Consider the following 26287-nt stretch of genomic DNA (forward strand, 5'->3'; position numbering starts at 1 on the left):
GGCCGGACGCACGACGGCGGGCGCCGCTCCCTCGGGAGCGGCGCCCGCCGCTGTGCGGGGTGCCCGGACGGGGCCGTCAGCGTTGCGCGGCCTCGTCGCGCCCGTCCGCCGCCGGGTCCCGCCCCTCCCCGACCGCGTCGTCCGGCGTCTCGGGAACCTCGCGCTCCCGGCGGACGATCACCGCGGTGTCCTCGGGGTCCGCCTCCTCGTCGGCCTCCCCCTCCGGCCCGTGGTCCGCCCCGGGGCCCCACGAGCGCCGGCGGGTGAGGGTCGCCGTCTCCTCCGGATCGCCCTCATCATCGTCCTCGGCCGGGACTTCCCGGCGTCCGGGAACCCGGTAGGCGAAGGCCCCGGTCGTCTCCGCGTCCTCCCGCTCCGCGCCCCCGTACTCCTCGTCCGCAGGACTCGTGCCCTCGGAGGAGGCGTCAGCGGAGAACGCGCTCCCGGAAGCCGTGTCCTCGGGAACCGCGTCCTCGGCGTCGTCCCAGGTCGCGCAGGGGTTCGTCTCTCCGGCGGGCTCGTCGGCGTGCCCCGCCGCCTCGACGCGCCCGGGTTCCGGTTCCTCCGCCGCCTCGGCGGTCAGGTCCTCGGAGGCGACGTCCTCCTCCACCGGCCTCTCCTCCCACACCGTCGAGCGGCCCGGAACGCCGTGGGAGAAGGGCTCGGACCAGTCCGTGGGGGGTTCCTCCTGTGCGGAGTGCGCGTCGTCCCCGGGCCCGGGATCCTCGGACCGGTCGGCGGCGTCCTCGCCCGCGGAGTCGAACGCCTCGTCCCCGGAGGGGTCGGAGCGCCCGGGGATGCTGTAGGCGAAGGGGGGCTCGGCGTCGGCCCGGGCGTCCGGCTCCGGGGGGGTGTCGGCCGGTTCGCGGCCGTACTCCTCGGAGCGGTACCCCTCCGGGTGGTCGACGGAGCCGAGGGAGGGATCGCGGAGGTCCTCGTCCCACCCGCCGTTCCCGGGCCCCTCCCCGGAAGCGGTGCCGCTCCACGCCTCGGAATCCGCGGCCTCGGGCCGCTCCCCGGCGTCCTCGGCCGCGTCCCCTTCCCCGGAGGCCTGGGCCGGAACCGGCCAGCCGCCCTCGGCGGGGGTCTCCCAGCGGGACTCCTCCCGCGGAGGAGAGGGTGCGGGTACCGCGGTGTCCGCCTCCGGCCACTCGTCGGCCGTGGGGGTCTCCCAGCGGGGGACCTCGTACTCCGGTTCCCCCGGACCGGAGTCGTCCGCGGCCGGAGCCGACCAGGGCGGGTGCTCCGGGGCGGGAACCCGCCGCACCGGCCCGGAGGCCGGTGCGGGTACGCGCCCGGAGTGCTCCGGCTCCACGTGTGCGCCTGGTGTCGCCGCGGCCGCCGGAGCGGTCGTGGCGCGGACGGACGACTTCCCCAAACCGTCCGTCCCGGTGCGATCCGGTCCTGTCCCGCCGAACCGTCCCTGGACGAGCGCCCCCAACAGCAGGAGGACGCTGAGGCCCGCCAGTCCGAGTGCGACGTACACCAGGACGGTCTCGGCCAGTACCAGGGCGGCCGCGATGACGGCGATGGCCGCCAGCACCGCCACGGTTGCGAGGATGCTAAGGATCACGGGACGACCAGGGCCTTTACACGTGTTGTGCCGGAGTCTTCAGTTGTTCGGAGCACCATGCCACCGGGGTGTCAGCGACGCTCGTGCGGAGCCTCGCCCGGGTGGAACCCACCGTGCTGGGCGGGCTCGGGCTGGCCGAACGGGTTGCCCGCGGGGCCATGCTGGAGCGCGGGCGCCCCACCGGTCTGCGGGGCCATCGTCTGGAAGCCCCCCGTGGTGTTCAGGTTCGGCTCGGCGGGCTTGCTCTCCTCGTTGAGCTCGCGCAGCTGGCGCTCGAAGTAGTCCTTCAGACGGCTGCGGTACTCGCGCTCGAAGCCCTTGAGGACGTTGACCTTGTGCTCGAGCTCCTCGCGCTGCTGGACGAGGCTGCCCATGACCTGGCGGTGGCGCTCCTGGGCGTCGCGGTCCAGGTTCTCCGAACGGGCGCGGGCCTCACCGATGATCTGGTCGGCCTGCTGGCGTGCCTTGCCGAGGATGTCCTCGGACTCGTGGCGGGCGCGGCCGAGGGTCTCGTCGGCCTCGCGGCGGGCGTCCGAGATCGCCTGGTCGGCGGTCTGCTGGGCGAGGGCCAGGACACGGGCGGCCGTGTCCATGTTCTCCTCGCCGCCCATGGCCAGGTTGGCGCCGGTCATCGGCATCTGCTGCTGGACCGGGGGCTGCGGCTCGGCGGCCTGGGGCGGCTGGACCGGCTCCGGGCGCATCTGCTCGTGCTGCTCGGGGCCCTGATCCTGGAAGTCCTGCATACCGGCGTTGGGCACCTTGCCCCGCAGGCACTCGGCAAGCTTGCCGCGCAGTTCCTCGTTCTCCTGGATCAGGCGGTCGAGTTCGGACTCGACCTCGTCGAGAAAGGCGTCGACCTCTTCCTCGTCGTATCCCGGTCGAAGCCGGGTCGTACTGAACTGCTTGTTCCGCACATCGGCGGGTGTCAGCGGCATGTTCGTCTCCTTGGCGCGCTTGGAGTCTGTCCGTAGGGACGCTACCTGATCGTGACCTTACGGCAATCCAGATCATGACCAAGACCACATAGCGGAATTCGAGGCCGTTCCCGCACCCCTCGTTCCACCTCCCTGCTAGACAAGGGACCTGAGTACGGCCATCAGGATGTACACCCCGATGAACAGGACCAGGACGCTCAGGTCGAGTGCGATACTCCCCAGGCGTACCGGCTTGATAAACCGGCGCAGGAACCTCAGTGGCGGGTCGGTGATCGTGTACACGATCTCGGCGAGCACGAGCACGAACCCCGTGGGGCGCCACGTCCTGGAGAAGGACTGCACCATCTCCAGGATCACCCTCGCCAGCAGCACGAAGACAAACAGCTGCAGCAGGAAGAGCAGCACGGACAGGACGATACTCACGGTCGTTCCCCGACCCAATCTCTGGACAAATGTGATGTTCTAGCTCTGATTGAAGAACCCTCGCTCGGCGATCCGCGCCTTGTCCTCGGCGGTTACCTCGACGTTGGCGGGAGACAGCAGGAACACCTTGTTGGTGACGCGTTCGATACTGCCATGCAGACCGAAGATCAGACCAGCCGCGAAGTCGACGAGACGCTTGGCGTCACTGTCGACCATCTCCGTCAGGTTCATGATCACCGGCGTGCCCTCCCGGAAGTGCTCTCCGATGGTACGCGCCTCGTTGTAGGTGCGGGGGTGGAGCGTGGTGATCCGTGCGAGGTCGGCGGTGGAAGCGGTCGTGGTCGTGCCACCGCGTCGTTCACCTGCACCCAGGTAGCCGCCGGTGTCCGTCACTGCGTCGCCTCGTGCTTCCTCGCCGGACGGGGCGTCAGCGTCACGTTCGCGCTGATCGTCCGCTCCCTCGTCGAAATCATCGAACTCATCATATTCGTCCGCATAGCGGTGATCGTAACGGTCGTCCTCCACGAGGCCGAGGTAGACCGCCATCTTGCGCATCGCGCCGGCCATCTCATGTCCTCCGTCGTCCCCGCGGCCTTCACCGCAGCCGACTCCTCCGTACCGACCCGTCCGGTCCCGTGATCGGGGGTGTACGCTCATTCGGGCGAACTCCACAGACGGGCTCCAAGGTCTATGTGGGGACATTACCCCACGATCGGTTCCCGGTTGCCGAGCAACGCCGTACCGAGTCGCAGGTGTGTCGCGCCTCGCTCGACGGCCGCCTCGAGATCCCCGCTCATCCCGGCGGAGATCGCCGTCGCCCGAGGATAGCGATCCCGGATCCGGCTGGCGACCCCCCGCAGGCGGGCGAAGGCCTCCCGGGGATCGCCCCCGCGCGGGGCGACCGCCATCACACCCCCGAGCGTGAGCGCCTCGTGTTCCTCCACGCGCGCGGCGAGGTCGAGCGCGTCCCCGGGGTCCACTCCCCCGCGCGGGCCGATCACCCCCGCCCGCGAGTCCTCGTCGAGGTTGACCTGGACCAGGCAGGTCAGGCGGCGGTCGGCCGCGGCGGCGCGGTCGCCCAGCGCCCGGGCCAGCTTGGCGCGGTCCACCGAGTGCACGACGTCGGCGTAGAAAGCCACCGACCGGGCCTTGTTGGTCTGCAACTGGCCGACGAAGTGCCAGGTCAGGCCGAGGTCAGCGGTCTCGGCCGCCTTGGGCGCGGCCTCCTGGTCGCGGTTCTCCCCCACGTCGGTCACCCCGAGTGAGGCGAGAATCCGCACATCGGAGGCCGGGTAGGTCTTGGTGACCGCGATCAGCGACACCTCGTCGGGGTCGCGGCCCGCCTTCGCGCAGGCGGCGTCGATCCTGGCGCGCACGGCGGCGAGGTTGGCGCGGACCTGCTCGACGCGAGCGGGGTCGGCGTGTGTCACGGTGTTCCCTTCTGGGACGGATCCACTGCTGCTGGCTGAAGGCCCGGGGTCGGCTGGAAGTTCCGGCTCGGCCGAGAGTTCGAGGGCACACGAGACCGATGCGACCCCCGAAAACTCCAGAGCATCTGGTGTTCCTGGGAGTTCATGGTGACCATCCTGGTGGCCCGGTACGACAGTCACACGCGCCAGAGGAAGGAGGCGAACCTGCCGGTGGGCGCGCCCCGGCGGTGGGAGAAGAGCTCGGGGCTCTCCAGGGTGCAGCGTTCGTCGGCGCGGACGTCGGAGACCCCAGCGCGGCGCAGCTGTGCGGTGACGGCGGCGCGCATGTCCACCCCGGCGGTGCCCCGGCGGGTGGTGCAGGCCGCCTCGGGGGTGTGGCGGGCGGTCTCCTCCCGCAGCTCGGGAGGCACCTCGTAGCACCCGCCGCAGATGGAGGGACCGAGGAGGACGGTGATCCGGTCGGCGCGGGCTCCCCGGTCGACCATGGTGGCGATTAGGTTGGCGGCCACCCCGTGCGCGGTGCCGATCCGCCCCGAGTGCGCGGCGCCCAGGACGCCCGCCCCGGCGTCGGCGGCCAGCACCGGCAGGCAGTCGGCGGACACCGAGGCCAGGACCAGGTCCGGTCGGGTGGTGACCACGCCGTCGCAGGTGCCCACGCCTCCGGGTTCGGTGGCCACGAGGACGTCGGCGCTGTGCACCTGGTTCATCCACACGACCCGGTCGGCGTCGAAGCCCAGGTCACGGGCGGCGGCCGTGCGGTTGGCGAGCACCGCCTCGCGCTCGTCGCCGCTGCCGAACCCCAGGTTGAGCGAGTCGTAGGGCGGTGCGCTCACGCCCCCGTGCCGCTCGGTGACGGCGGCGCGGATCCCGTGTCCCAGGTCGATGACGTTGCCCATCCGCTCGCGTCCTCCCCGTTCCCGAGGGGAGGTCCGCCGTTTCCGCCCCGGCCCGGAGACGGGCTCCGAGGACGGAGAAGTGGCCGGTTCCGGCCCCGCCGTCCCCTCGGTGCAGGACACTACCACCGCTCCGGGAGGGGGCGCGGGCCGGTCGCGACGGCCGGCTACTTCAGGAACTCCGGCACGTCCAGGTCGTCGGGGTCGTCGAAGATGACCCGGCGGCGGGGCGTGGGCGCCTCCCCGCGCCGCTCGGCGGTGGAGTCGGCGATCGCGTGGATACGGCTCGGCTGGGTGTCCTCGCGCGCGGAGGGCTCCTCCGCCGGGACCCGCGGCTCCTCCGCCGGAGCCGGCTCCGCGGGAACGGCCCCGGTGGGGAAGGCGCCCGTACTGTGCGCCGGGGTTCCCGGGTCGGGCTCGGCGGAGTGCTCCCGGGGGCCGGGGTCGGCCTCGGCCTGCTGCCGCACCGACTGGTGCTGCGCGGGCTGCGGCTGGGCCGGCTGCGGCTGCGCGGGCTGCTGAGCCTGCCGCTGGTCAGGGCGGTGCGCCGGGGGCGTGTGCGGGCGGACCGCATCCGGGGCGGACTCGGCCGGACGGTTCTGCGGAATCCACGGCATGTTGGTGGCCGCCGTCCTGCCCGTGTCCGAGGCGGCGGACGCCGCCGAGGCGGACGACTCCTCCCTGCCGGACGCGGTGCCTGCCTTGGGGACGACGGCCTCAGGAGGGTCCACGGGCCGGCGCTCCCGGACCACCGGGGCGGTGATCTCGGGTTCGTCGAAGCCCGCCGCGATGACGGTGACCCTGACCTCGTCCCCGAGGGCGTCGTCGATGACCGCGCCGAAGATGATGTTGGCCTCGGGCGCCGCCGAGTTCGCCACGAGCTGCGCCGCCTCGTTGATCTCGAACAGCCCCAGGTCGGAACCGCCCTGGATGGACAGCAGCACGCCGTGGGCGCCGTCGATGCTCGCCTCCAGCAGGGGCGAGGAGATGGCCATCTCCGCCGCGGCGACCGCCCTGTCGTCCCCGCGTGCGGAACCGATGCCCATGAGCGCCGACCCCGCCCCGGACATGACCGACTTGACGTCGGCGAAGTCCAGGTTGATCAGACCCGGCGTGGTGATCAGGTCGGTGATGCCCTGGACACCGGAGAGCAGGACCTGGTCGGCCGCCTTGAAGGCGTCCAGCACGCTGACCTGGCGGTCGGAGATGGACAGCAGGCGGTCGTTGGGGATCACGATGAGGGTGTCGACCTCCTCGCGGAGCATCGCTATCCCCGACTCGGCCTGGGTGGCGCGCCGCTTGCCCTCGAAACCGAAGGGCCGGGTGACCACACCGATGGTGAGGGCGCCCAGGGAGCGGGCGATGTTGGCCACGACCGGAGCACCGCCGGTGCCGGTGCCGCCGCCCTCACCCGCGGTCACGAAGACCATGTCGGCCCCCTTGAGGACCTCCTCGATCTCCTCCCGGTGGTCCTCCGCCGCCTTGCGGCCGACGTCGGGGTTGGCTCCGGCCCCCAGGCCGCGGGTGAGTTCGCGCCCGACGTCGAGTTTGACGTCGGCGTCACTCATCAGCAGCGCTTGGGCGTCGGTGTTGATTGCGATGAACTCGACGCCCTTGAGCCCCTCTTCGATCATTCGGTTGACGGCGTTGACACCGCCGCCGCCGATGCCGACGACTTTGATGACCGCGAGGTAGTTCTGCGGTGCTGCCACGACGAGGGGCCTTTCCGCTCGCATATGCCGTTCGCCGCCGCCCGGAGGTGGCTGTGCCACCGGAGGCGACGCCGTGACCGGCATCCGGTTCTACAGTGTGCGTTTCGGGCTCCCCGACGGGCCGTGGACGACGCCGTGACCGGGGGACCCAGGGTCGCCGGTTCCACCGCGCGCCCGCCGAGGGTGGGCGCGATCCGCCGCGAGGCGGAACGAAATGGTTCCTACGTACCCGAAAAGCGTGTTTTGCTGCTTTGTTGACGTTGGTTGTGCTTCCCGACAGTAAGCGGACCGCCGACCACGGGCAACCGATGAACGAGTTCAGCCTAACGTCGTATAACACGGGGAAGCGATGTGCGCCGTCGGCGCGTCGCGTCTGGAATGTCCGAGCGGGCCGCACCGGCGCCGGTCCGGCGGCCCCGGGCGGGCCCCGGGACTCCCCGCGACGGGCCGCGGATCGCTCCGTTCCGTCACGGCTCCTCCTTTTCCCACTCCTGACGACCGCTTCACCGGACGATGGCCAGGTCGGGGAGGGACACGTCGTACACGCGCCCCTCCCGCGGCGGGTGCTCGTCCATGAGCACCTCCAGGACGGCGCTCTTGTCGGCGGTGCCCTCGGAGGTGCCCCAGGCGACCTGGGAGCCGTCGGTGAGTTCGAGGGTGATCGACTCGGGGTCGGCGGCTTCGATGAGGTGGATCCGGGAGACCAGGGAGTCCGGGGCCTGTTCGGCGATGTCGGCGGCGGCCCGCACCGCCGGATTACCCTCGACCTCCCCGGTGACGCGCACCAGCGGGTGGGCGTCGGGACGCCTCGGGGAGTCCTCGATGCGCACGCCGTCGCCGTCCACCAGCCGGTACTCCTGCCCCGCCCGGACGGCCAGCACGGGTTGGCGCTCGACCACCTCGACCTCCAGGGTGGCGGGCCAGCCGCGCCTGACCGTGGCCGACTCCACCAGGGTCAGGGACTCGGCGCCCTCGGCGCTGCGCTCCAGGTCGACCCGGATCAGGGGGGTGCCGGTGGCCACGTCCACGGCGGCGACCACCTCCTCGGCCGGCACCCGCTGCACGCCCGTGACCGCGACGTCGCGGACCACGAGCAGGCGCGAGCCGAGCAGGATCCAGGTGACCACGCACACCAGGGCGACCACCAGCAGCGCCACGAAGGCGACCTTCCACGGGTCCGACACCCCGCGTGTCCCCGGACCGGCGGCGGACCGGCCGCGTCGCGCACTCACCTGCGCCCTCCCCCTACTGTGTCCGTCCGGGGCGCCCGACCTCCCGCGCCCCGGGTGCCCGGGTCCGGAGCCCGGAGGCCGGACCCGGTCGCGCGATCACTCCCCGGCGCCCTCGGCCGACTCGGCGAGGGCCTCCACGACGCGGGGGCCCAGTTCGGTGACGTCGCCCGCGCCCATGGTGAGCACGATGTCCCCCGGGCGGGCCAGCGCGGCCACCGCGCGGACGACCTCGTCCCGCCCGGGGACGTAGGCCACCCGGTCGTGGGTGACGCGCGAGGTGATCAGCTCGCCGGTGACCCCGGGCTCGGGGTCCTCGCGGGCCGCGTAGACCTCCATGACCACGACCTCGTCGGCCAGGCTCAGCGCGGCGGCGAACTCCTCGGCGAAGAAGCGGGTGCGGCTGTACAGGTGCGGCTGGAACAGGGCCACGACCCGGCCGCCCGGGTACTCGCGCCCCTCCTCCTCCGCCTGCTCGGCGAAGGACTCCAGGGCGGCCCGCGTGGCGCGCAGGTCGGCCTCGATCTCGGTGGGGTGGTGGGCGTAGCTGTCGTAGACGGCCACACCCCGGGCCTCGCCCTTGAGCTCGAAGCGGCGCGCGGCCCCGGCGAAGTCGGCGATGCCCTCCACCGCCACGTCCAGGTCGTGGCCGAGCTCGTCGGCGACCGCGACGGCGGCGGCCGCGTTGAGCACGTTGTGGCGGCCCGGAACGGCGAGCTGGCCCTCGACGGGCTCCCCGTCCGCGGTCTGGAGGGTGAACTCGGTGGTGAAGCCGCGGGCGCGCACCCGGGTGATCCGGTAGTCGGCGTCCTCGGCCTCACCGTAGGTCAGCACCCTCTTGCCGCGCTCGCGGGCCAGCGCGGCCACCCGGCGGGCGCCGGGATCGTCGACGCCCACGATGAGGGTGCGCTCGACCCGGTCCACGAAGGCGGCGAAGTTGGCGTGGATCTCCTCGATCCCGCTGTAGTTGTCCAGGTGGTCGGCCTCGACGTTGGTGACCACGGCGATCTTCGGGGAGAGCATGAGGAAGGAGCCGTCGCTCTCGTCGGCCTCCACCGCGATGGCCTCGCCGATACCGGCGTCGGCGCCCAGGCCGGTGGTGACCAGCTTGCCGCCGATCACGTAGCCCGGCTCCGCTCCCAGGTGCTGGAGCACCACCGTGACCATGGAGGTCGTGGTGGTCTTGCCGTGGGTACCGGAGACAGCGATGCCCTCGCGGTCCAGCAGCAGGGCGCCCAGGGCCGCGGCCCGGGGCAGCACGCGCAGGCCCCGGCGGCGGGCCTCGGCCAGCTCGGGGTTGTCCTCGCGGATGGCCGAGGAGACCACGAGGGTCTCGGCGGGACCGAGGTTCTCCGCGGCGTGCCCCACGTGCACCTCGGCGCCCATCTCCTCCAGCTCGCGCAGGGTGTCGCTGTCGCGCGCGTCGCTGCCGGAGACCTCCACCCCCGACTGCAGCAGCACGCGGGCGATACCGGACATCCCGGCGCCGCCCAGGCCGATGAAGTGCGTGCGGCCCAGCTTGTCGACGGGGACCGGCTCGGTCGGTCGCACCAGGCTCATCGGGCGTCCTTACCGTCGTCGTAGTAGACCTCGTCGCCCTCGTCCTCGGGCACGGGCAGCTCGGGGGTGGGCTTGTCACCGCGGGCGATGGCCATGACCTCGCGGGCCAGCTCCGCGTCGGCGTCCCGGCGGCCCATGCGGGCCGCGGCCTCGGACATGGTCACGACCTTGTCGGTGTCGGTGAGCAGCGGGATGAGGTGCCGCACGATCCACTCGACGGAGACGTCGGCGTTGTTGACCATCAGACCGCCGCCCGCCTGGACGATGGGCTCGGCGTTGAGGGCCTGCTCGCCGTTGCCGATGGCCAGCGGCACGAAGGCGCCCGGCAGGCCCACGGCGGTCAGCTCCGCGCAGGTCATCGCGCCGGAACGGCACATCGCCATGTCCGCGGCGGCGTAGGCCATGTCCATGCGGTCCACGTAGGGCACCGCGACGTAGGGGATGCCGTCCTGGGTGAGGTCCTGGGGCTCCTCGGCGTTCTTGGGGCCCACCACGTGCAGGACCTGCACCCCGCTGTCGCGGAAGGCGTCGCGCGCGGCGTAGGCGGTCTCGTTGATGCGCTGGGCGCCCTGGGAGCCGCCGAAGATGAGCAGGGTGGGCAGGTCGTGGCGCAGGCCGAAGTAGGTGCGCGCCTTGTCGCCCATGGCCAGCCGGTCCAGCGTCGAGATCTGGTGGCGCAGGGGGATGCCGATGAAGCGCCCGTTGCGGATCTGGGTGTGGGGGTGGCCCGTGTACACGTGCGGGGTCAGGCGCGCGCCCAGGCGGTTGGCCAGCCCGGGCAGCGGGTTGGCCTCGTGCACCACGATGGGGATGCGCCTGCGCCGCGCGGCCAGGTAGCCCGGGGTGGCCACGTAGCCGCCGAAGCCGACCACCACGTCGGCCTGCAAACGGTCCAGCTGCTCGCCCGCCGCGCTGAGCGCACCCGCCAGCTTGCCCGGAACGCTGAGCAGCTGGGGGGTGAGCTTGCGCGGCAGGGGAACGGCCGGGATCAGTCCCAGCTCGTAACCCCGCATGGGCACCAGCCGGGTCTCCAGACCCCGCTCGGTGCCCAGGCAGAGGATCTCCGTACCGGGGTCGATGCGCCGCAGCGCGTCCGCAAGGGAGAGTGCGGGCTCGATATGCCCGGCCGTGCCGCCTCCGGCGAGGGCTACCCTCATCGTCGCCGATTCCTCCTTGGCCGGTCACCCGCCGGGACCGGTCCGCTCCTGTGCTTGGCCGTTGTCCCGCCACCGCGGGCGCCCGCGGTGCGAGGGCCGCGTGCCGTGGTGGCGCGCCTGGGGGACGCGGTGCCGCCGCGGTTGTTCACCGAGGCAGCGACGTTGTCCAGGCCCAGCCAGCTTAGAGCCCTTTGCGCCCAACCGGGACCCCGGGCCGCCAGGGTCCGCTGCGCCTGGGGTTCGGTCTTGGCCAGGGCCAGCAGGACGCCCAGGGCGACCATGGTGGTGATCAGCGACGAACCCCCGTAGGAGACCAGGGGGAGCGGCACGCCGGTGACCGGGAGCAGGCCGATGACGGCGCCCACGTTGATCATGGCCTGGCCCAGGATCCAGATGACGATGGCGAAGGACGCCAGGCGCGGGAAGGGCTCCCTGACCCGGGAGGCCACGCGCAGCCCGGCGTAGCCGAGCACGCCGAAGAGCGCCAGGACCAGCAGGGTCCCGATCAGGCCGAACTCCTCGCCGATGATGGCGAAGACGAAGTCGGACTCGGCGAAGGGCAGGAATCCCCACTTCTCCCGGCTGGCGCCGATGCCCACGCCGAAGATCCCGCCGGTGCCCAGCGCGTAGAGGCCGTGCAGGGACTGCATGCCCGAGCCGAGCGGATCGGAGCCGGGGTCCAGGAAGCTGGTGACCCGGGCCATCCGGTAGGGCTCGATGGCGATGGCGATCACGGCCAGGCCCAGGACGAGCCCGAACATCGCCACGAAGAGCCGCCCGGGAGCGCCGACCACCCACAGCAGGCCCAGGAAGGTGACCAGGAACACCAGGGCCGTGGACAGGTTGGAGCCCAGCAGGACCAGCAGGACCAGCAGGCCGCAGCCGGGCAGCAGCGGGATGAGCAGGTGCCGCCACTCGGTCAGCTCGCGCAGTTCGTCCTTGCGGGCCAGGATGTTGGCCCCCCACAGGGCGAAGGCGAGCTTGGCGGGCTCGGAGGGCTGCACGACCAGGCCGCCGATGTCCAGCCAGCGGGTGGCGCCGTTGACCTCCACCCCCTGGAAGACCGTGAGCAGCAGCAGTGCCGCCGACAGGATCATCGCCGGGTACCCGATGACCCGGAAGAGGTGCTGGGGCAGGTGGGAGGCCAGGAACATCAGCGGCAGGCCGATGACCGCAGAGACCAGCTGCTTCTGGAACATGGAGAAGGCCGAGCCGGTCTCGCTGATGGAGTTGACCATCGTGGACGACAGCACCATCACCAGGCCCAGGGCGATCAGCAGCACGCCGGTGCCCAGGATCAGGTAGTAGGAGGTGAGCGGTCGGTCCAGGGACCGCGCCCACTCACGCCACAGGGCGCGCTCGCGCCCCCGGGCCCCAGCGTGCCCTCTCGTCGCCGCGCGCCCCTTGGGCCGGGCCATCCCGGGAACAGCCGTCGTCGCCGCCATCCACACCCTCCGCACCGATCAGCGCCTCAATAGTGGCGTACGCGCGGGTAGGGAACCGTGGACATTTCCCGCGTGTTGGCCATCTTTGGCGGCGAAAACGGGATCCGAGGGCATGGCAAGGGCTGCCCGCGCGCGCTTTCTCACGCACGGGCAGCACTTCGCCACTCAGAGCAGCCGATGGACCGCCTCGGCGAAGAGGCGGCCCCGCTCGGGGTAGTTGGTGAACATGTCCATGGAGGCGGCGGCCGGTGCCAGCAGCACGGTGTCGCCCTCCTGTGCGAGGGACGCGGCGGCGGCGACCACCGCGTCCATGACCGTGTGCCCCTCGGGGGCGTCCTCGGCCGGGCCCCCGACCTCGACGACGGGCACCTCGGGGGCGTGCTCGGCCAGGGCCCGGCGCAGGCGCTCGCGGTCGGCGCCGATCAGCACGGCGCCGCGCAGCCGGCCGGCGGCCATCCGCACCAGGTCGTCGACCTCGGCGCCCTTGAGCAGGCCGCCCGCCACCCAGACCACGGACGGGTAGGCGCCCAGCGACGCCGCGGCGGCGTGGGGATTGGTGGCCTTGGAGTCGTTGACGTAGTCGACCCCCCGGACCGAGGCCACGAAGGCGATGCGGTGCGGCTCGGGTTCGAAGGCGGCCAGTCCGGCCCGCACCGAGGCGGGAGCCACCCCCACCGAACGCGCCAGCGCGGCTGCGGCCAGGGCGTTGGCGACGTTGTGCGGCGCGGCGGGGCGCACGTCGGCGAGCGTGGCCAGCTCCTCGGCGCCGCTGTGCGGTTCGTCGACGAAGGCGCGGTCCACCAGCAGGTCCTCGACCACGCCGAGCTGTCCCGCGCGGGGGGTGTCCAGCCCGAAGCCGACCAGGGGTGCGCGCGGGTCGCCGTCCTCCTCGGCCAGCCGGGTGGACCAGGCGTCGGCGGTGTTGACCACGCGGATGGTGCCGCGGGCGAACACCCTGCCCTTGGCGCGGGCGTAGGGGTCGATGCCGCCGTGCCAGTCCAGGTGGTCGGGGGCGACGTTGAGGACGGTGGCGGCGTACGGCCGCACGCTGGAGGACCAGTGCAGCTGGAAGCTGGACAGCTCCACGGCCAGGATCTCGTGGACACGGCCCTCGGCGTCGGGCAGCACGGCGTCGATGATCGGGGTCCCGACGTTGCCGACCGCCAGGGCCCGGCGGCCGTCCGCGCGCAGCACGGCCTCCAGCATCCGCACGGTGGTGGTCTTGCCGTTGGTGCCGGTGACGGCGAGCCAGACCTGGTCGGCGGGCTTGAGCCGCCAGGCGAGCTCGACGTCGCCGATGACCTCGATCCCCGCCTCGGCCGCCCGGACCAGCAGCGGGGAGTCGGGGCGCCAGCCGGGCGAGGTGACGACCAGGTCGCAGTCCTCGGGCAGCGGGGTGTCGCCGAGCACCACCGAGGCCCCCGCCTCGCGCAGTTCGGCGGCGGCGGGGCGCACGGTGTCGTCGTCGCGGCCGTCCACGACGGTCACGCGGGCCCCTCGGGCCAGGAGCGCCCGGGCCACGGGGGGACCGGACACGCCCAGCCCGGCGACGCAGACCGACCGCTCGCCGAGGGCGTCCGCGGGCGTGGCGTCCGGAGTGTCAGGGGTGGGGTGGGCCATGGCTACCTCGGCATCCATTCCAGGTAGAAGAGTCCGATGGCGATCGCCACGAACAGGCCCTGGATGATCCAGAAGCGGATCACGATGGTGGGTTCGGCCCAGCCCTTGAGCTCGAAGTGGTGCTGCAGCGGCGCCATCCGGAACACGCGCTTGCCGGTGAGGCGGAAGGAGGTGATCTGGATCATCACCGACAGGGTGATGATGACGAACAGGCCGCCGATGAGCAGCAGCAGGAGCTGGGTGCGGGTGGTGATGGCCAGACCCACGATCAGGCCGCCCAGGGCCAGGGAGCCGGTGTCGCCCATGAAGATCTTGGCGGGCGGGGCGTTGAACCACAGGAAGGCGATGCAGGCGCCGAGCACGGCGGCGGCCACCACCGCCAGGTCCAGGGGGTCGCGGACGGTGTAGCAGCTGTCGGACAGGTAGGCCACGCAGGACTGGCGCAGCTGCCAGTTGCCGATGATGACGTAGGCGACCAGGGAGAGGATGGTCGCGCCGGTGGCCAGGCCGTCGAGGCCGTCGGTGAGGTTGACGGCGTTGGAGAAGCCGACGATGAGGAACAGCGCCCAGAGGATGAACAGGCCGATCATCAGCGGGGGGCCGAAGTCGCGCAGGAAGGACAGGCTGGGGGCGGCGGGGGTGTAGCCGTAGCCGTTGGGGAACATGGTGACGCCGTAGGCGAAGCCGACGCCCACGATGGCCTGGCCGACCATCTTGGCGCCGCTGCGCAGACCCAGGCTGCGGCGCTTGTAGATCTTGATGAAGTCGTCGAGGAAGCCGACGCAGCCCATCCCGACGAAGAGGAACATCACCAGCATGCCGGAGGCCGTGGGCCCCGAGGCCGAGGGCTGGACCAGCAGCAGCAGGGCGTGGGAGCCGAAGTAGCCCACCACCGCGCCGAGGATGATGACGATGCCGCCCATGGTGGGCGTGCCCTGCTTGGTCTTGTGGCCCTCGGGCCCGTCGTCGCGCACCTCCTGGCCGAACTTGAAGCGGTACAGGAGTTTGATCAGCGGCGGCATCAGCGCCATGGAGACGATCAGCGACAGCGCTGACGCGATGGAGATGCCGATCACTGGACATCCCCCTGGGTGATGAGGTCGATGACCCTTTCGAGCGCTGCCACGCGCGATCCCTTCACAATGACGACGTCTCCTGTGCGCAACCGTTCGCGCAGCGCCTCCGCTGCTGCCCGCGCGTCCGCCACGCGGACGCACTCGCCCTCCCACAGGCCCCGTCCCGCGGCGTCCTCGGCGCCGACGGCGATGCCCTCGGCCTCCTCCCCGACCACGATCAGGTGGGCCACGCCGGCGCGGGCGGCCAGCTCACCGATCCGCTCGTGCTCGACCCGGCCGTCGGCGCCGAGCTCGGCCATGTGGGCCAGGACCGCGATGGACCGGCGGTCCCGGGAGAGCGCTTCCAGCGTGGTCAGCGCGGCCCGCATGGACTCGGGGTTGGCGTTGTAGGCGTCGTTGACGAGCGTGGCGCCCGCGTGCTCGGTGACCTCCATCCGCCACCGACTGGCCGGGACGGCCGCGCCCAGCGCCTCGGCGATGTCGGCGATGTCCATGCCGAGCTCGTCGGCGACCGCCGCGGCGGCCAGGGCGTTGGAGACCTGGTGGGCGCCGACGAGCGCGAGGTCCACCCGGGCCCGGCGGCCGTCCAGGTTCAGGGTGAAGGAGGGGGCTCCGGTTTCCCGGATGACGACGTCGGTGGCGCGCACGCGCGCCTCCTCGGCCAGGCCGTAGGTGACCACGCGGGCCCGGGTGCGCGAGGCCATCGCCCGCACGCGGGGGTCGTCCTCGTTGAGGACGGCGACCCCGCCCGAACCCCGCTGTTCGCCGCCGGGGGGAAGCGACTCGACCAGCTCGCCCTTGGCCTTGGCGATGGCGTCCCGGCCGCCGAACTCGCCCATGTGGGCGCTGCCGACGTTGAGGACCACGCCGATCCGGGGCGGGGCGATCCGGCACAGGTGGGCGATGTGCCCGATACCGCGGGCGGCCGTCTCCAGGACCAGGTTGCGGGTCCCGGTGTCGGCGCGCAGCACGGTGAGCGGGTGGCCGATCTCGTTGTTGAACGAGCCCGCCGGGGCCACGGTCGGACCCGTTCGGGAGACGACCTGCGCGATGAGGTCCTTGGTGGTGGTCTTGCCGGAGGAACCGGTGACCGCGACGATCTCGGCCCGCTCCGCTCCGCGCCGGGGGTCGCTGAGCTCCAGGGCCACGTGGTGGGCGAGCCGGGTCAGGGCGTCGACCACGCCCCCGTCCCCGCCCTCGGCCAGCAGGTGCGGTGCGTCGACGGGGCGTGAGACCAGGGCGGCCGCCGCTCCGGCGGCCGCGGCGGAGGCCGCGAAGTCGTGTCCGTCGACGCGCTCACCTCCCAGGGCGACGAAGAGCGCGCCGGGCGCTGCCTGCCGCGAGTCGATGACGACGGGGCCGTCAACGACGGCTTCGGGGCGCGCTGATCCGCCGATGGCGGTTTGGGTGATCTCAGCGATCCGATCGAGCGTGAGCGCGATCAAATCCACTCCTCATGTCAGGCCCGGGTTCACGGCGCCACAGGGGCCGCTGGCCACCCGGCCGGAGTCAGGTCAGGGGATGGCACCGCGTGAAACCGTGCGCAGGGTGCCGCGCCGGGCCCACCGGGACCGCGCTGGCGGGCTACGCCGTGGGCGCCACCGTGGGCGGTCGGGCTGCGATTGCCGGACCTACCTTAGAACATGATTGGGGCGTCCGGGGTCCCGCCAGGCCCTGTGAGCGGCAATATGCTCCAGTTCGTGACCGTTCGCGGCCGGGCGGCCGGGGATCCGGAGGCGGTACGCGGGGCGCACGCGCGAAGGGGCGCGGACCGTGTCCGCGCCCCGGGCGGGGTGGTGGCGCCCGCCGGGCGCCGAGGTGTCAGGGCTGGTCAGGTACCCGGTGGACGTCCTGGAGGGCGACCCCCAGGCGCTCGCGGGCGCTCATGCCGAAGTGGTCCTCGATCGCCTCGCGCAGCACCTCGCGGTCGTCGAAGGGCAGCACCTCGCCCTTGACGTACTGACCCGTCTCGTGACCCTTTCCGGCGACCACCACCACACCGCCGGGCCGGACCCGTTCCACGGCCAGGCGGATGGCCTCGGCGCGGTCGAGCTCCACGGTGACGCGGGCGCGCTGGTCCTCGGGGACCTTGACGACCCCTTCGAGCATCGCGGCGGCGATGGCGACCGGGTCCTCGGTGCGCGGGTTGTCGTTGGTGATGACGAGCTGGTCGGCCAGGCGCGCGGCGGCCTCGCCCATGAGCGGGCGTTTGCCCCGGTCCCGGTCGCCCCCGCAGCCGACGACCATCGTGATCTCGCCGTCGGTGGTGGCGCGCAGGGCGGTCAGCACCGCCTCGATGGCGCCGGGCTTGTGGGAGTAGTCGACCAGGGCGGTGAAGTCCGCGTCCGGCACGCCGGGCGCCACGACCGGTTCCATGCGCCCGGGCACGCCGGGTGCCTGGGCCACACCGGCGATCGCGGTCTCCAGGGGCAGCCCGGCCTCGACCAGGCCGACGACGGCGGCCATGGCGTTGGAGACGTTGAAGGGGCCGGGCAGGGCCACGGAGGCGGCCGCCTCCATCCCGCCGGGCCCGACGATGCGGAAGGTGCTGCCAGTGGCGCCCAGGACCACGTCCACGGCCGTCCAGTCGGCCTTCATGGCCGTGGCGGGGTCGGCGTCGCTGCGGCCCTCCACGGCGAACGTGGTGACGGGGACGCGGCCGTCGGCCTGCACCATGTCCACGAGCGCGCGGCCGAAGCGGTCGTCGGCGTTGACCACCGCGATGTCGCAGTACTCGGGGGTGAACAGCCGGGCCTTGGCGTCGAAGTAGTCGCGCAGGTCCGAGTGGAAGTCCAGGTGGTCCTGGGACAGGTTGGTGAAGACCGCGACGTCGTAGCGGGTTCCCCCGACCCGGTGCAGGGCCAGCGCGTGGCTGGAGACCTCCATGGCGGCGGCGGTGACGCCGCTCTCGCGCATGAGGGCGAACAGGCCGTGCAGGTCGGTGGCCTCGGGGGTGGTCAGGGAGGACCGGACGCGCTCGTCCCCCACCCTCATCTCCACGGTTCCGACCAGGCCGGTGCGCATCCCGGCGTGGCGCAGTCCGGCCTCGACCAGGTACGTGACGGTGGTCTTGCCGCTGGTACCGGTGGTGCCGATGAGCAGCAGGTCCTGCGCGGGATCCTTGAAGACCCAGGAGGCGGCCCGGCCCAGCGCGGCGCGCGCGTGGGGGACCACGATCACGGGCAGCCCGGTGGCGGCGGCGCGCTCGGCCCCGTCGGCGTCGGTGAGGATCGCGGTGGCGCCCGCCTCGGCGGCCTGGGCTGCGAAGTCGGCGCCGTGCGCGCGGGTCCCCGGCAGCGCGGCGTACAGGTCGCCGGGCCCCACCTGGCGGGAGTCGTGGGTGATGCCCCGGACGTGCACCTCTCTGTCGGGCACCTCGGGAGGACGGTCCGGGTCCAGGTCCGGGCGCAGGAGTGTGGCGTCCGGCCCGAGCAGCGCTGCCAGGGCGGACAGAGGACGAAGTGGCGTGTGTTCAGGTCGCATTACCGGTGGCACGTGTGGAGGTTAACCCTTGTGGACGACCGGTCGGTAATTTCCACGCTGCGTTCGCCGCGGTTTCCCCGACCGGGTGTTCGGCACAGGTTACGCGCGCCGCACGGGACGTGTCGATGACCGTTCGGTGTCCGCTCCTAGGCTGGAGGCGACCGTCGTGGACGGAGGTTGGACATGCCACGGAACATGCCGGTACGGCGCCCCCTGGTGCTCGACGGCGGGCTGGCCACCCGGCTGGAGTCCTACGGCCGCGACCTGGGCGGCGGCCTGTGGTCGGCCCGACTGCTGGCCGAGGAGCCCGCGCTCGTGCGCCGGGTGCACCGGGACTACTTCGAGGCGGGCGCGGACGTGGCCATCGCCGCCGGGTACCAGGCGAGCGTTCCGGCCCTGACCGCTTACGGCCTCACGCACGGGGAGGCCCTCGCGCTGATCGCCCGCTCGGTCGAGCTGGCGCGCGCCGAACGCGACGCCTTCGGCTCCGGGCTGGTCGCGGCCGGGGTGGGCCCCTACGGGGCGGCGCTGGCCGACGGCTCGGAGTACACCGGCGACTACGACCTGGACGAGGAGGGACTCTACCGCTGGCACCGGGAGCGGTGGCGGGTGCTCGCCGACGCGGGGGCGGACCTGATCGCCTGCGAGACCGTTCCCTCCCTCCCCGAGGCGCGGGCCCTGGGACGGCTGCTGGCGGAGACGCCCGGCGCCCGCGCGTGGATCAGCTTCTCCTGCCGGGACGGCGTCCGGATCAGCGACGGCGCCCCCCTGCGCGAGGCGGCGGCCGGGCTCTCCCCCCTGCACGCCGCCGGACGGCTGGTGGCGGTGGGCGTCAACTGCACCGCGCCCCGGTACGTTCCCGCGCTGGTGCGCGCCGTCGCCGAGGCGGGCCTGCCCGCGGTGGCCTACCCCAACTCGGGCGAGGTCTGGGACCCCTTCACCCGGAGCTGGAGCGGCACCGGCGACCCCGAGGAGTTCGGGCGGGCCGCCGCGGACTGGTGCGCGGCCGGTGCGGTGCTCGTGGGCGGGTGCTGCCGCACCGGCCCCGAGCACATCCGCTCCGTGCGCGCCCACCTGGACCGCGCCGCCGCCGACGGGTGAGCCACCCGGCCCCGCCACCCGCACGCGCCGGGTGGGTGGCCGCCGACCCGGGTCAGTCGGGCAGCAAGGTGGTGATCGCGTCGCGTAGGCCGTCCTCCCGCTGTTCGGCGAGAGAGCTCCGCAGCGCGGCCACGAAGCTCTTCCTGGCCTCCTCGACCGTGGCCCTGCCCTTGTCGGTGATCTGGGTGTAGACCCCGCGCCTGTCCTCGGCGCAGTGGTAGCGCTCGGTCAGACCGCTGCGCTCCAGCCGCCCGACGAGTCTGCTGAGCGAGCTCTGGTTGATCGGAATGGCCTCGGCCAGGAACTGCTGGCGAAGGTGCCCGCCGTCGTCGGAGTAGTGCAGCGCGGCCAGGGCCGCGTACTCCGAGCAGGTCAGCCCGTGCGGTTCCAGGGCAGCCTCGAGCCGCTCACGCACGCGCGCCTCGAACAGGCGCAGTCTGCGCCAACCTGTCTCCAGGTCGGTCGGTTCCTGGATACGCGGCACGCGGTGGGTGGAGGCTGCGGAGTTCATGTACGACCCCCGGTCGTCTCGGGCTTTGCGCCAGCATACGTCCCCCGACGCCTAACGTCTGAGCGCATACTTGTCGAAAAGAAGACGCCCATGCAATATTTGCATAGGCGCATACTTCGGGAGTCGTCCCGGCCGGGCACGCCACACCCTCGCAAGAAGGACCAAGGACAAACGTCACCAGCGGAGGAACCGCCGCCATGCCCCTCGCCGTACTCGCCCTGATGGTCGCCAGCTTCGGCATAGGAACGACCGAGTTCGTGATCATGGGCCTCCTACCGGAGGTGGCCGACGACATGTCGGTCAGCCTCACCAGGGCCGGTCTGCTCATCTCCGGCTACGCCCTCGGTGTCGTCTTCGGCGGGCCCCTGTTCACCGCCGCCGCCACGCGCATGCCGCGCAAGAGGATGCTGCTGATCCTCATGGTGCTGTTCATCGTCGGGAACGCGCTCTCCGCCGTCGCGCCCGCCTACTGGGTCCTCATGGCGGGCCGCATCATGGCGGCGATCTGCCACGGCGCCTTCCTCGGCATCGGTTCCGTCGTCGCCGCGGACATGGTCGCCCGGGACAAGCGCTCCCGGGCCATCTCACTCGTCTTCACCGGCCTGACCGTCGCCAACGTGTTCGGCGCCCCCATGGGTACCTGGATCGGTCAGGCCTTCGACTGGCGCGCCACCTTCTGGGCCATCGCCGCGATCGGCGTGATCAGCCTGGTCGGCCTCATCGCCCTGCTCCCCGTCCAGCCCAACGACGGATCCGTGCGCCTGCGCGACGAACTCGCGGTGTTCGGCCGCGGGCAGCTGTGGATGGCCCTGGCGATCGCCGGGCTGAGCATCGGATCGCTGTTCGCCGCCTTCAGCTACGTCGCCCCGCTCATGACCGAGGTGGCCGGGTTCAGCTCCGGCATGCTCACTCCGCTGCTCATGCTCTTCGGCGTCGGCCTGGTCGTCGGCAACCTCCTGGGCGGCCGGTACGCCGACCGGGCCCAGGTCGCCACACTGCTGAGCGCGCAGGCCCTGCTGTTCGCGGTGCTGGTGCTCTTCGCCCTGACAGCGCAGTTCGCCGCGGCCGCCGTCGTCCTGCTCATGCTGCTGGGCGGCGCGGGCTTCGCCACGGTCCCCGGATTCGTGACGCGTGTCATCGACAAGGCCAAGGGGGCGACCACCCTCGCCGCCGCCGTCGTCTCCTCCGCCGCCAACGCGGGGATCGCCGTCGGCTCCTACCTGGCAGGAACGACGATCGACGCCGGTTACGGCTACACCGCCCCGCTCGCTGTCGGCGCCCTGATGGCCGCCGCCGCGTTCTGCGTCACCCTCTCCTCAGCCTCACTGGACCGCCGGGTGGCGCGGCGCCGCGGCACCCGGCACACACCCTCGGGTCACCCCTTTTCCCGGGATGCGGGATGATCCGGAACGTCACGGGAGCCCTCGTCACGAGGCGCGATGAGGGCGCCGGCGGGGTCCTGCAGGACTCGGAGCGCACCGTCCTCGTTCCTCGGAAGGGCGCGCAGAGGCCGAAGGTCCCCGCCCTGAAGGCGCCCGAACCCGTGCCGGGAAAGCTCAGTTCTCGAACAGGCGGATGGCCGGCGGGTCGGTCTCCGTCGGCGGGATCTTCAGCGACTTCAGGGCGAAGGACATGATGTCGTTGAACACCGGACCGGCGGCCTCACCGCCGTAGTAGGTGCCCTGCGGGTTGTGCAGCACGACCTGGACCACCACCTGCGGGTCGTCGGCGGGTGCGAAGCCGGCGAAGGTGGCCGTGTAGCCGCCGCCCTCGTAGCTGCCCGTCTCGGGGTTGATCCGGTTGGCGGTACCGGTCTTGCCCGCGACGCGGTAGCCGTCGATGCGGGCCTCGGGCGCGGTGCCCTCGTCACTGGTGACCGCCTCCAGCATCAGGGCGAGCTGCTCGGCGGTCTCCTGACTGATCACCCTGCGCTGCTCGGGTTCCTCGGCGGGGGTGAAGTTGCCCTCGGCGTCCACGGTCCCGGCGATCACCCGGGGGGCCACCCGCACCCCGCCGTTGGCGATGGTGGAGTACACCGACGCCATCTGCGCGGCGTTCACGGACAGGCCGTGGCCGATCGAGACCGACGGGAGCTGGGTGCCCCACCAGTCCTCGGGGCTGGTGAGCACGCCCGCCTCCTCACCGGGCAGGTGCAGCCCGGTGGGCTGGCCGAGCCCGAAGTCCTTCATGTAGGAGTGCAGCACCCCGGCTCCCACCTGGTCGGCGATCTTGATGGTGCCGACGTTGCTGGACTGGGCCATGATGCCGTTGACGGTGAGGCGCTGGGTTCCCTGGTTGGTGGAGTTGCGGAAGGTCCGGTCGTAGTACTCGATGCTGTAGGGCACCGTGTACACCGTCTCGGGGGTGGTGAGCCCCTCCTCCAGGGCGGCGCCCAGGGTGATGACCTTGTTGGTGCTGCCGGGTTCGAAGATCTCCGACACGGCGCCGTTGGCCCACTCCCGCGCCCCGGTGGCGGAGATGTCGCTCTGGGAGTAGGTCGGGTAGTCGGCCATGGCGAGGATCTCGCCGGTGCCGACCCGCTCGACGATGACGCTGCCCGCCTCGGCCTCAAGCTCCTCGGCCCGCTCGGCGAGGGTCTGGGCCGCGTACCACTGGATGTCCTGGTCCAGCGTCAGCCGCACGTCCTGGCCGGGGACGGGTTCCTGGGCCAGGCCGCCCGCCATGGGGATCTGGGTGCCGTCCATGCCCACCTCGACCCGGCGCTTGCCCGCCTCACCCGCGAGCGTGCTGTCGAGGTAGCCCTCCAGGCCCTCCAGGCCGTGGCCCTCCGAACCGACGAAGCCCACCAGGTCGGCGGCGCCGGTCTCCTCGGGGTAGACCCGTTCGTAGTCCACCTCCGAACCCAGCCCGGACAGGCCCAGGGAACGCAGCTCCTGCCACTCCTCGGGCAGAACGCCCCGGGCCACCACCTGGTAGCGGCTGGGCCTGGCGTCCACCTTGGCCTCGACCTCCTCCTCCGCCAGGTCGAAGCGGGCGCTGAGCTCGTCGACGAGCCGGGCGCGTTCCTCCTCCTCGACCTCCTCCGGGTCGACGAAGACGGTGCGCACCTCCATCGACAGCGCGAAGGGCCTGCCGTTGGCGTCGGTGATCTGGCCGCGCAGGGTGGGGATGTCGATGGTCTGCAGACGGGTGTTGGAGGCGGCCTCGGCGTACTGCTCGGCCTCCAGGCCCTGGATCTGCACCAGGCGTCCGGCGAAGAGCAGCAGGACCACCAGGATGAGGGCGCCGCCGATCCTGATCCGCCCGTGCGGCTCGCCCCGTCGGAAGGTGCGGCGCAGCAGCGGCGGGGGCGGTGGCGGGGAGGCCGGGCGGCGGGCGCCCCCGCGCGCCTCGCGCGGCCCCCGGCCCTGGGCGCGCGTCGAGGATCGGGGGCGCGCCCCGCCCTCGGGGCGGCGCGGTTCGCGCTGGGAGCGCCTGCTGGGCCGGGATCCCGAACGGCTGGTGGCCCCGGGCCTGCGGGGGTCGCGGGGACGGCGGTCTCTGGGGGCGCTCACTCACCGCTCCCGGTGACCTCGCCCTTGTCGGGGTCGAGGAAGAGGGGGGCCTCGCCCTGCTCCATCCCCATGGCCTCGGCCTCCTGGGCGATGCGCTCGGGGCTCTCCAGGTTCGCGACGGTCCGGCGCAGCTGCTGTTCCTGCTGGGACAGCTCCCGGTTCTCGGCCTGCAGGCTGGTGATGGCGAACGCCTCCTCGGCCACGACGCTGCGCAGGACGAGCAGGCTGACCAGGGCCCCGCTGAGCAGGCACAGGATGAGCAGGACGAAGGGGATGCGCGGTGCCCGTGCCTGGGCCGCCGCGGCGGGGCGTGTGCGCGGCGCGGCGGGCCCGGGGGGCGCGTCACCGGTCGCGGTCCTCCGGCCGCGGGCGGGTGTGCGGCGCGTGTCCGTCCTCGTGCTCATCTGTTCTCCCTACTGCCGCGGCGGCCGCACGCGTTCGGCCGCCCGGAGGCGGGCCGACTGCGCGCGCGGGTTGCGTTCGTTCTCTTCGTCCGTGGGGAGTTCGGCCCCCCTGGTGAGGAGCCGGAGTTCGGGCTGCCGATCGGGAAGGGGGACGGGAAGCTCGGCAGGTGTGGTGTCGGTGGACAGGGCGGCCAGGGCCCTCTTGGTCATCCTGTCCTCCAGCGAGTGGTAGGACAGTACGGCGATGCGCCCGCCCACACCGAGGCGGGAGACGGCCGTGGGCAGGGCGCGCTCCAGGATGGGCAGCTCGGCGTTGACCTCGATGCGCAGGCCCTGGAAGGCGCGCTTGGCGGGGTGGCCGCCGGTGCGCCGGGTGGCGGCGGGGATGGCCTCGCGGACGAGCTCGGCCAGGACCCGGGTGGACTCGATGGGCGCCCGGGCGCGCCTGCGCTCGATGGCCCGGGCCACGCGCGAGGCGAAGCGCTCCTCGCCGTAGGTGCGCAGGACGCGGGTGAGCTCGGCGACGGAGTAGGTGTTGACCACCTCGGCCGCGGTGAGGGACTGGGTGCGGTCCATCCGCATGTCCAGGGGCGCGTCGTGGGCGTAGGCGAACCCCCGGTCGGTCTCGTCCAGCTGCGGGGAGGACACCCCGAGGTCGAGCAGGACCGCGTCGGCCGCGTCGGCGCCCGCCTCGTCCAGGGCGCGCGGGATGTCGGAGTAGACGGCGTGCACGAGGTGGACGCGGTCGGCGTAGGGGGCGAGGCGCTCGGCGCTGCGCTCCAGGGCGGTGGTGTCGCGGTCGACGCCGACCAGGCGCGCCTCGGGGCAGGCCTTGAGCAGGGCCTCGGAGTGTCCGCCCAGTCCCAGGGTTCCGTCGACGAGCACGGCGCCGGGCCGTTCCAGGGCAGGGGCGAGGAGTTCCACGATCCGGTCGAGCATGACGGGGACGTGCAGGGGGTCGAGTCCGGCCCGGGCGGCCGCGACGCGCGCCGCGATGCCCGGATCCGCGCCGGAGCCGCGCGGGCGCCCCCCGGCGCCGTCGCCCCCGGATGCTCCGTACCGCCGGATGTCCCCCATGCGCTGCTGTTCCTCCACGCTGTCGCCGTCTCCCCCCAGTCGCCGCGGTAGCGCCGTGTTCGGTGCGCTCCGCGGTGTCCTTGGCGTGGCCCGGCGGGTTCCGGCGGGCCCCCGGACACGGTCGCTATTGTCCACCTTGCGGCGGGCTCGCGTTCACGACCTGGCACCGGGGAAGTCGCGCCAGCTCGTGGGAACCGCGTCCGGAGGCCGTTGCCGGACTCCGGCTTGCGAGGGTGTGGACTGCGTACTGCTCGGACCGGCGGTCTTCGCGCCGGCGTCACAGCACTCCGGGCAGCACCTCCTCCGACAGTTGCGCGAAGGCGGGTTCCTGCTCGGCCTCGTAGTCGGCCCACGCCGTGGCGTCCCAGATCTCCAGGCGTGTGTTGGCGCCGATGACGACGCACTCGCGGTCCAGGCCCGCGTACTCGCGCAGCTTGGCGGGGATGGTGACCCTGCCCTGCTTGTCGCAGCTCTCGTCGGAGGCGCTGGCGAAGAGGACCCTGCTGTAGTCGCGGACCGCCTTGGCCGTGACGGGGGTGGTGGCGAGGGCCTCGGTGATGCGCGCGAACTCCTCCGCCGGAAAGACGTAGAGGCAGCGCTCCTGGCCCTTGGTGATCACCAACCCCCCCGACAGCTCGTCGCGGTACTTCGCGGGGAGGAAGAGCCGCCCCTTCTGGTCGAGGCGGGGCGTGTGGGTGCCGAGGAACACACTTCCACCTCCCTCACCCTCGAAGTGGAGAATTCACCCTCTCCACGGTGCTCCACCTTACTCCACTCTTCCCCACCGTCAACCGCTCCAATCGGGATTCAGACGTCGAAGAATCGACAAATGCGCAGGTCAGAGCGTTGAGCATAGGAGTGGGGGAGGCGCGGCACACGGAGTGTCGGCGCGCACGGAACCGGAGCCGCCTCCGACCTGCGAGAACACCGGCGTCCCCGGGAGCGCCCGCACGGGGCGGGGACACGGGCGACCGCCTCCCGCCCGGGACCGAAACCGGGCGCTCCGACCCTTATCCGGGCTCCGTCCCCCTCCCCTCCCAGCCCCGAACACGAATGATCAGGAGAGTGTTTAGGGCCCTTTGACCTCTTTGATCTCCCCTCGCCGCAATCAGCCGCTGATTCCGGCACTTTGGTTTGCAATCG

The 26287-nt window shown here is 72.5% G+C and carries 22 protein-coding genes; 2 read left to right on the forward strand and 20 right to left on the reverse strand.

What is annotated here, in order from left to right; genetic code table 11:
* Nucleotides 1-76: 76 nt before the first annotated feature.
* From FYW95_RS00705 to FYW95_RS00775, 15 genes are all read right to left on the reverse strand, one after another.
* Nucleotides 77-1573, reverse strand: a complete 1497-nt coding sequence (locus FYW95_RS00705; RefSeq protein ID WP_160049873.1) for a hypothetical protein — start codon at nucleotides 1571-1573, stop codon at nucleotides 77-79.
* A 71-nt stretch (nucleotides 1574-1644) separates the two neighbouring features.
* On the reverse strand, nucleotides 1645-2508 hold the full coding sequence (locus FYW95_RS00710; protein WP_160049874.1) for a DivIVA domain-containing protein: 864 nt from the start codon (nucleotides 2506-2508) through the stop codon (nucleotides 1645-1647).
* A 135-nt stretch (nucleotides 2509-2643) separates the two neighbouring features.
* Nucleotides 2644-2931, reverse strand: coding sequence for a YggT family protein (locus FYW95_RS00715; protein WP_159941165.1), 288 nt, complete (start codon nucleotides 2929-2931; stop codon nucleotides 2644-2646).
* 39 nt (nucleotides 2932-2970) lie between these two features.
* On the reverse strand, nucleotides 2971-3498 hold the full coding sequence (locus FYW95_RS00720; protein WP_159941167.1) for a cell division protein SepF: 528 nt from the start codon (nucleotides 3496-3498) through the stop codon (nucleotides 2971-2973).
* A gap of 134 nt (nucleotides 3499-3632) precedes the next feature.
* The gene (locus FYW95_RS00725) at nucleotides 3633-4361 is read right to left on the reverse strand and encodes a YggS family pyridoxal phosphate-dependent enzyme (protein ID WP_159941169.1); all 729 of its coding nucleotides are present in this window, start codon (nucleotides 4359-4361) and stop codon (nucleotides 3633-3635) included.
* Between the two features lie 176 nt (nucleotides 4362-4537).
* Entirely contained in the window at nucleotides 4538-5257 is a 720-nt protein-coding gene (gene pgeF, locus FYW95_RS00730; protein ID WP_159941171.1) for a peptidoglycan editing factor PgeF, read from the reverse strand.
* 164 nt (nucleotides 5258-5421) lie between these two features.
* A complete protein-coding gene (ftsZ, locus tag FYW95_RS00735; protein ID WP_159941173.1) occupies nucleotides 5422-6966 on the reverse strand; it encodes a cell division protein FtsZ in 1545 nt (514 codons plus the stop codon).
* Between the two features lie 503 nt (nucleotides 6967-7469).
* Nucleotides 7470-8198, reverse strand: coding sequence for a cell division protein FtsQ/DivIB (locus FYW95_RS00740; RefSeq protein WP_236567637.1), 729 nt, complete (start codon nucleotides 8196-8198; stop codon nucleotides 7470-7472).
* 96 nt (nucleotides 8199-8294) lie between these two features.
* On the reverse strand, nucleotides 8295-9755 hold the full coding sequence (gene murC, locus FYW95_RS00745) for a UDP-N-acetylmuramate--L-alanine ligase (RefSeq protein WP_159941175.1): 1461 nt from the start codon (nucleotides 9753-9755) through the stop codon (nucleotides 8295-8297).
* The gene (murG, locus tag FYW95_RS00750) at nucleotides 9752-10912 is read right to left on the reverse strand and encodes an undecaprenyldiphospho-muramoylpentapeptide beta-N-acetylglucosaminyltransferase (protein ID WP_159941177.1); all 1161 of its coding nucleotides are present in this window, start codon (nucleotides 10910-10912) and stop codon (nucleotides 9752-9754) included. The genes murC and murG overlap by 4 nt, the downstream gene beginning before the upstream one ends.
* On the reverse strand, nucleotides 10909-12357 hold the full coding sequence (gene ftsW / locus FYW95_RS00755; protein ID WP_159941179.1) for a putative lipid II flippase FtsW: 1449 nt from the start codon (nucleotides 12355-12357) through the stop codon (nucleotides 10909-10911). The genes murG and ftsW overlap by 4 nt, the downstream gene beginning before the upstream one ends.
* Nucleotides 12358-12522: 165 nt before the next feature.
* Complete coding sequence (gene murD, locus FYW95_RS00760) at nucleotides 12523-13977, reverse strand: UDP-N-acetylmuramoyl-L-alanine--D-glutamate ligase (RefSeq protein WP_159941336.1); 1455 nt, start codon at nucleotides 13975-13977, stop codon at nucleotides 12523-12525.
* 2 nt (nucleotides 13978-13979) lie between these two features.
* Nucleotides 13980-15008, reverse strand: a complete 1029-nt coding sequence (mraY, locus tag FYW95_RS00765) for a phospho-N-acetylmuramoyl-pentapeptide-transferase (protein WP_370462357.1) — start codon at nucleotides 15006-15008, stop codon at nucleotides 13980-13982.
* Between the two features lie 41 nt (nucleotides 15009-15049).
* Entirely contained in the window at nucleotides 15050-16498 is a 1449-nt protein-coding gene (gene murF, locus FYW95_RS00770) for a UDP-N-acetylmuramoyl-tripeptide--D-alanyl-D-alanine ligase (RefSeq protein ID WP_159941183.1), read from the reverse strand.
* A gap of 376 nt (nucleotides 16499-16874) precedes the next feature.
* On the reverse strand, nucleotides 16875-18536 hold the full coding sequence (locus tag FYW95_RS00775; RefSeq protein ID WP_160049875.1) for a UDP-N-acetylmuramoyl-L-alanyl-D-glutamate--2,6-diaminopimelate ligase: 1662 nt from the start codon (nucleotides 18534-18536) through the stop codon (nucleotides 16875-16877).
* 183 nt (nucleotides 18537-18719) lie between these two features.
* On the opposite strand from FYW95_RS00775, the gene mmuM reads away from it, so the two are divergent.
* Nucleotides 18720-19637, forward strand: coding sequence for a homocysteine S-methyltransferase (gene mmuM / locus FYW95_RS00780; RefSeq protein ID WP_159941187.1), 918 nt, complete (start codon nucleotides 18720-18722; stop codon nucleotides 19635-19637).
* A gap of 52 nt (nucleotides 19638-19689) precedes the next feature.
* Here mmuM and FYW95_RS00785 read toward each other — a convergent pair whose 3' ends face one another.
* Nucleotides 19690-20148, reverse strand: a complete 459-nt coding sequence (locus FYW95_RS00785; protein ID WP_159941189.1) for a MarR family winged helix-turn-helix transcriptional regulator — start codon at nucleotides 20146-20148, stop codon at nucleotides 19690-19692.
* 197 nt (nucleotides 20149-20345) lie between these two features.
* On the opposite strand from FYW95_RS00785, the gene FYW95_RS00790 reads away from it, so the two are divergent.
* Nucleotides 20346-21551: an MFS transporter gene (locus FYW95_RS00790; protein ID WP_159941191.1), complete on the forward strand. Its 1206-nt coding sequence runs from the start codon at nucleotides 20346-20348 to the stop codon at nucleotides 21549-21551.
* 153 nt (nucleotides 21552-21704) lie between these two features.
* On the opposite strand, the gene FYW95_RS00795 is transcribed toward FYW95_RS00790, so the two are convergent.
* The 4 genes from FYW95_RS00795 to mraZ all read right to left on the reverse strand — a co-directional run bounded on the left by FYW95_RS00795 (nucleotide 21705) and on the right by mraZ (nucleotide 25853).
* The gene (locus FYW95_RS00795; protein ID WP_159941193.1) at nucleotides 21705-23663 is read right to left on the reverse strand and encodes a peptidoglycan D,D-transpeptidase FtsI family protein; all 1959 of its coding nucleotides are present in this window, start codon (nucleotides 23661-23663) and stop codon (nucleotides 21705-21707) included.
* Entirely contained in the window at nucleotides 23660-24067 is a 408-nt protein-coding gene (locus FYW95_RS00800) for a cell division protein FtsL (protein WP_159941195.1), read from the reverse strand. Before FYW95_RS00800 ends, FYW95_RS00795 begins: the two co-directional genes overlap by 4 nt.
* 9 nt (nucleotides 24068-24076) lie before the next feature.
* On the reverse strand, nucleotides 24077-25144 hold the full coding sequence (rsmH, locus tag FYW95_RS00805) for a 16S rRNA (cytosine(1402)-N(4))-methyltransferase RsmH (RefSeq protein ID WP_159941337.1): 1068 nt from the start codon (nucleotides 25142-25144) through the stop codon (nucleotides 24077-24079).
* 277 nt (nucleotides 25145-25421) lie between these two features.
* On the reverse strand, nucleotides 25422-25853 hold the full coding sequence (mraZ, locus tag FYW95_RS00810; RefSeq protein WP_159941197.1) for a division/cell wall cluster transcriptional repressor MraZ: 432 nt from the start codon (nucleotides 25851-25853) through the stop codon (nucleotides 25422-25424).
* Nucleotides 25854-26287: the final 434 nt, after the last annotated feature.

This window comes from Nocardiopsis sp. FR4, assembly GCF_009830945.1.
GTDB lineage: Bacteria > Actinomycetota > Actinomycetes > Streptosporangiales > Streptosporangiaceae > Nocardiopsis.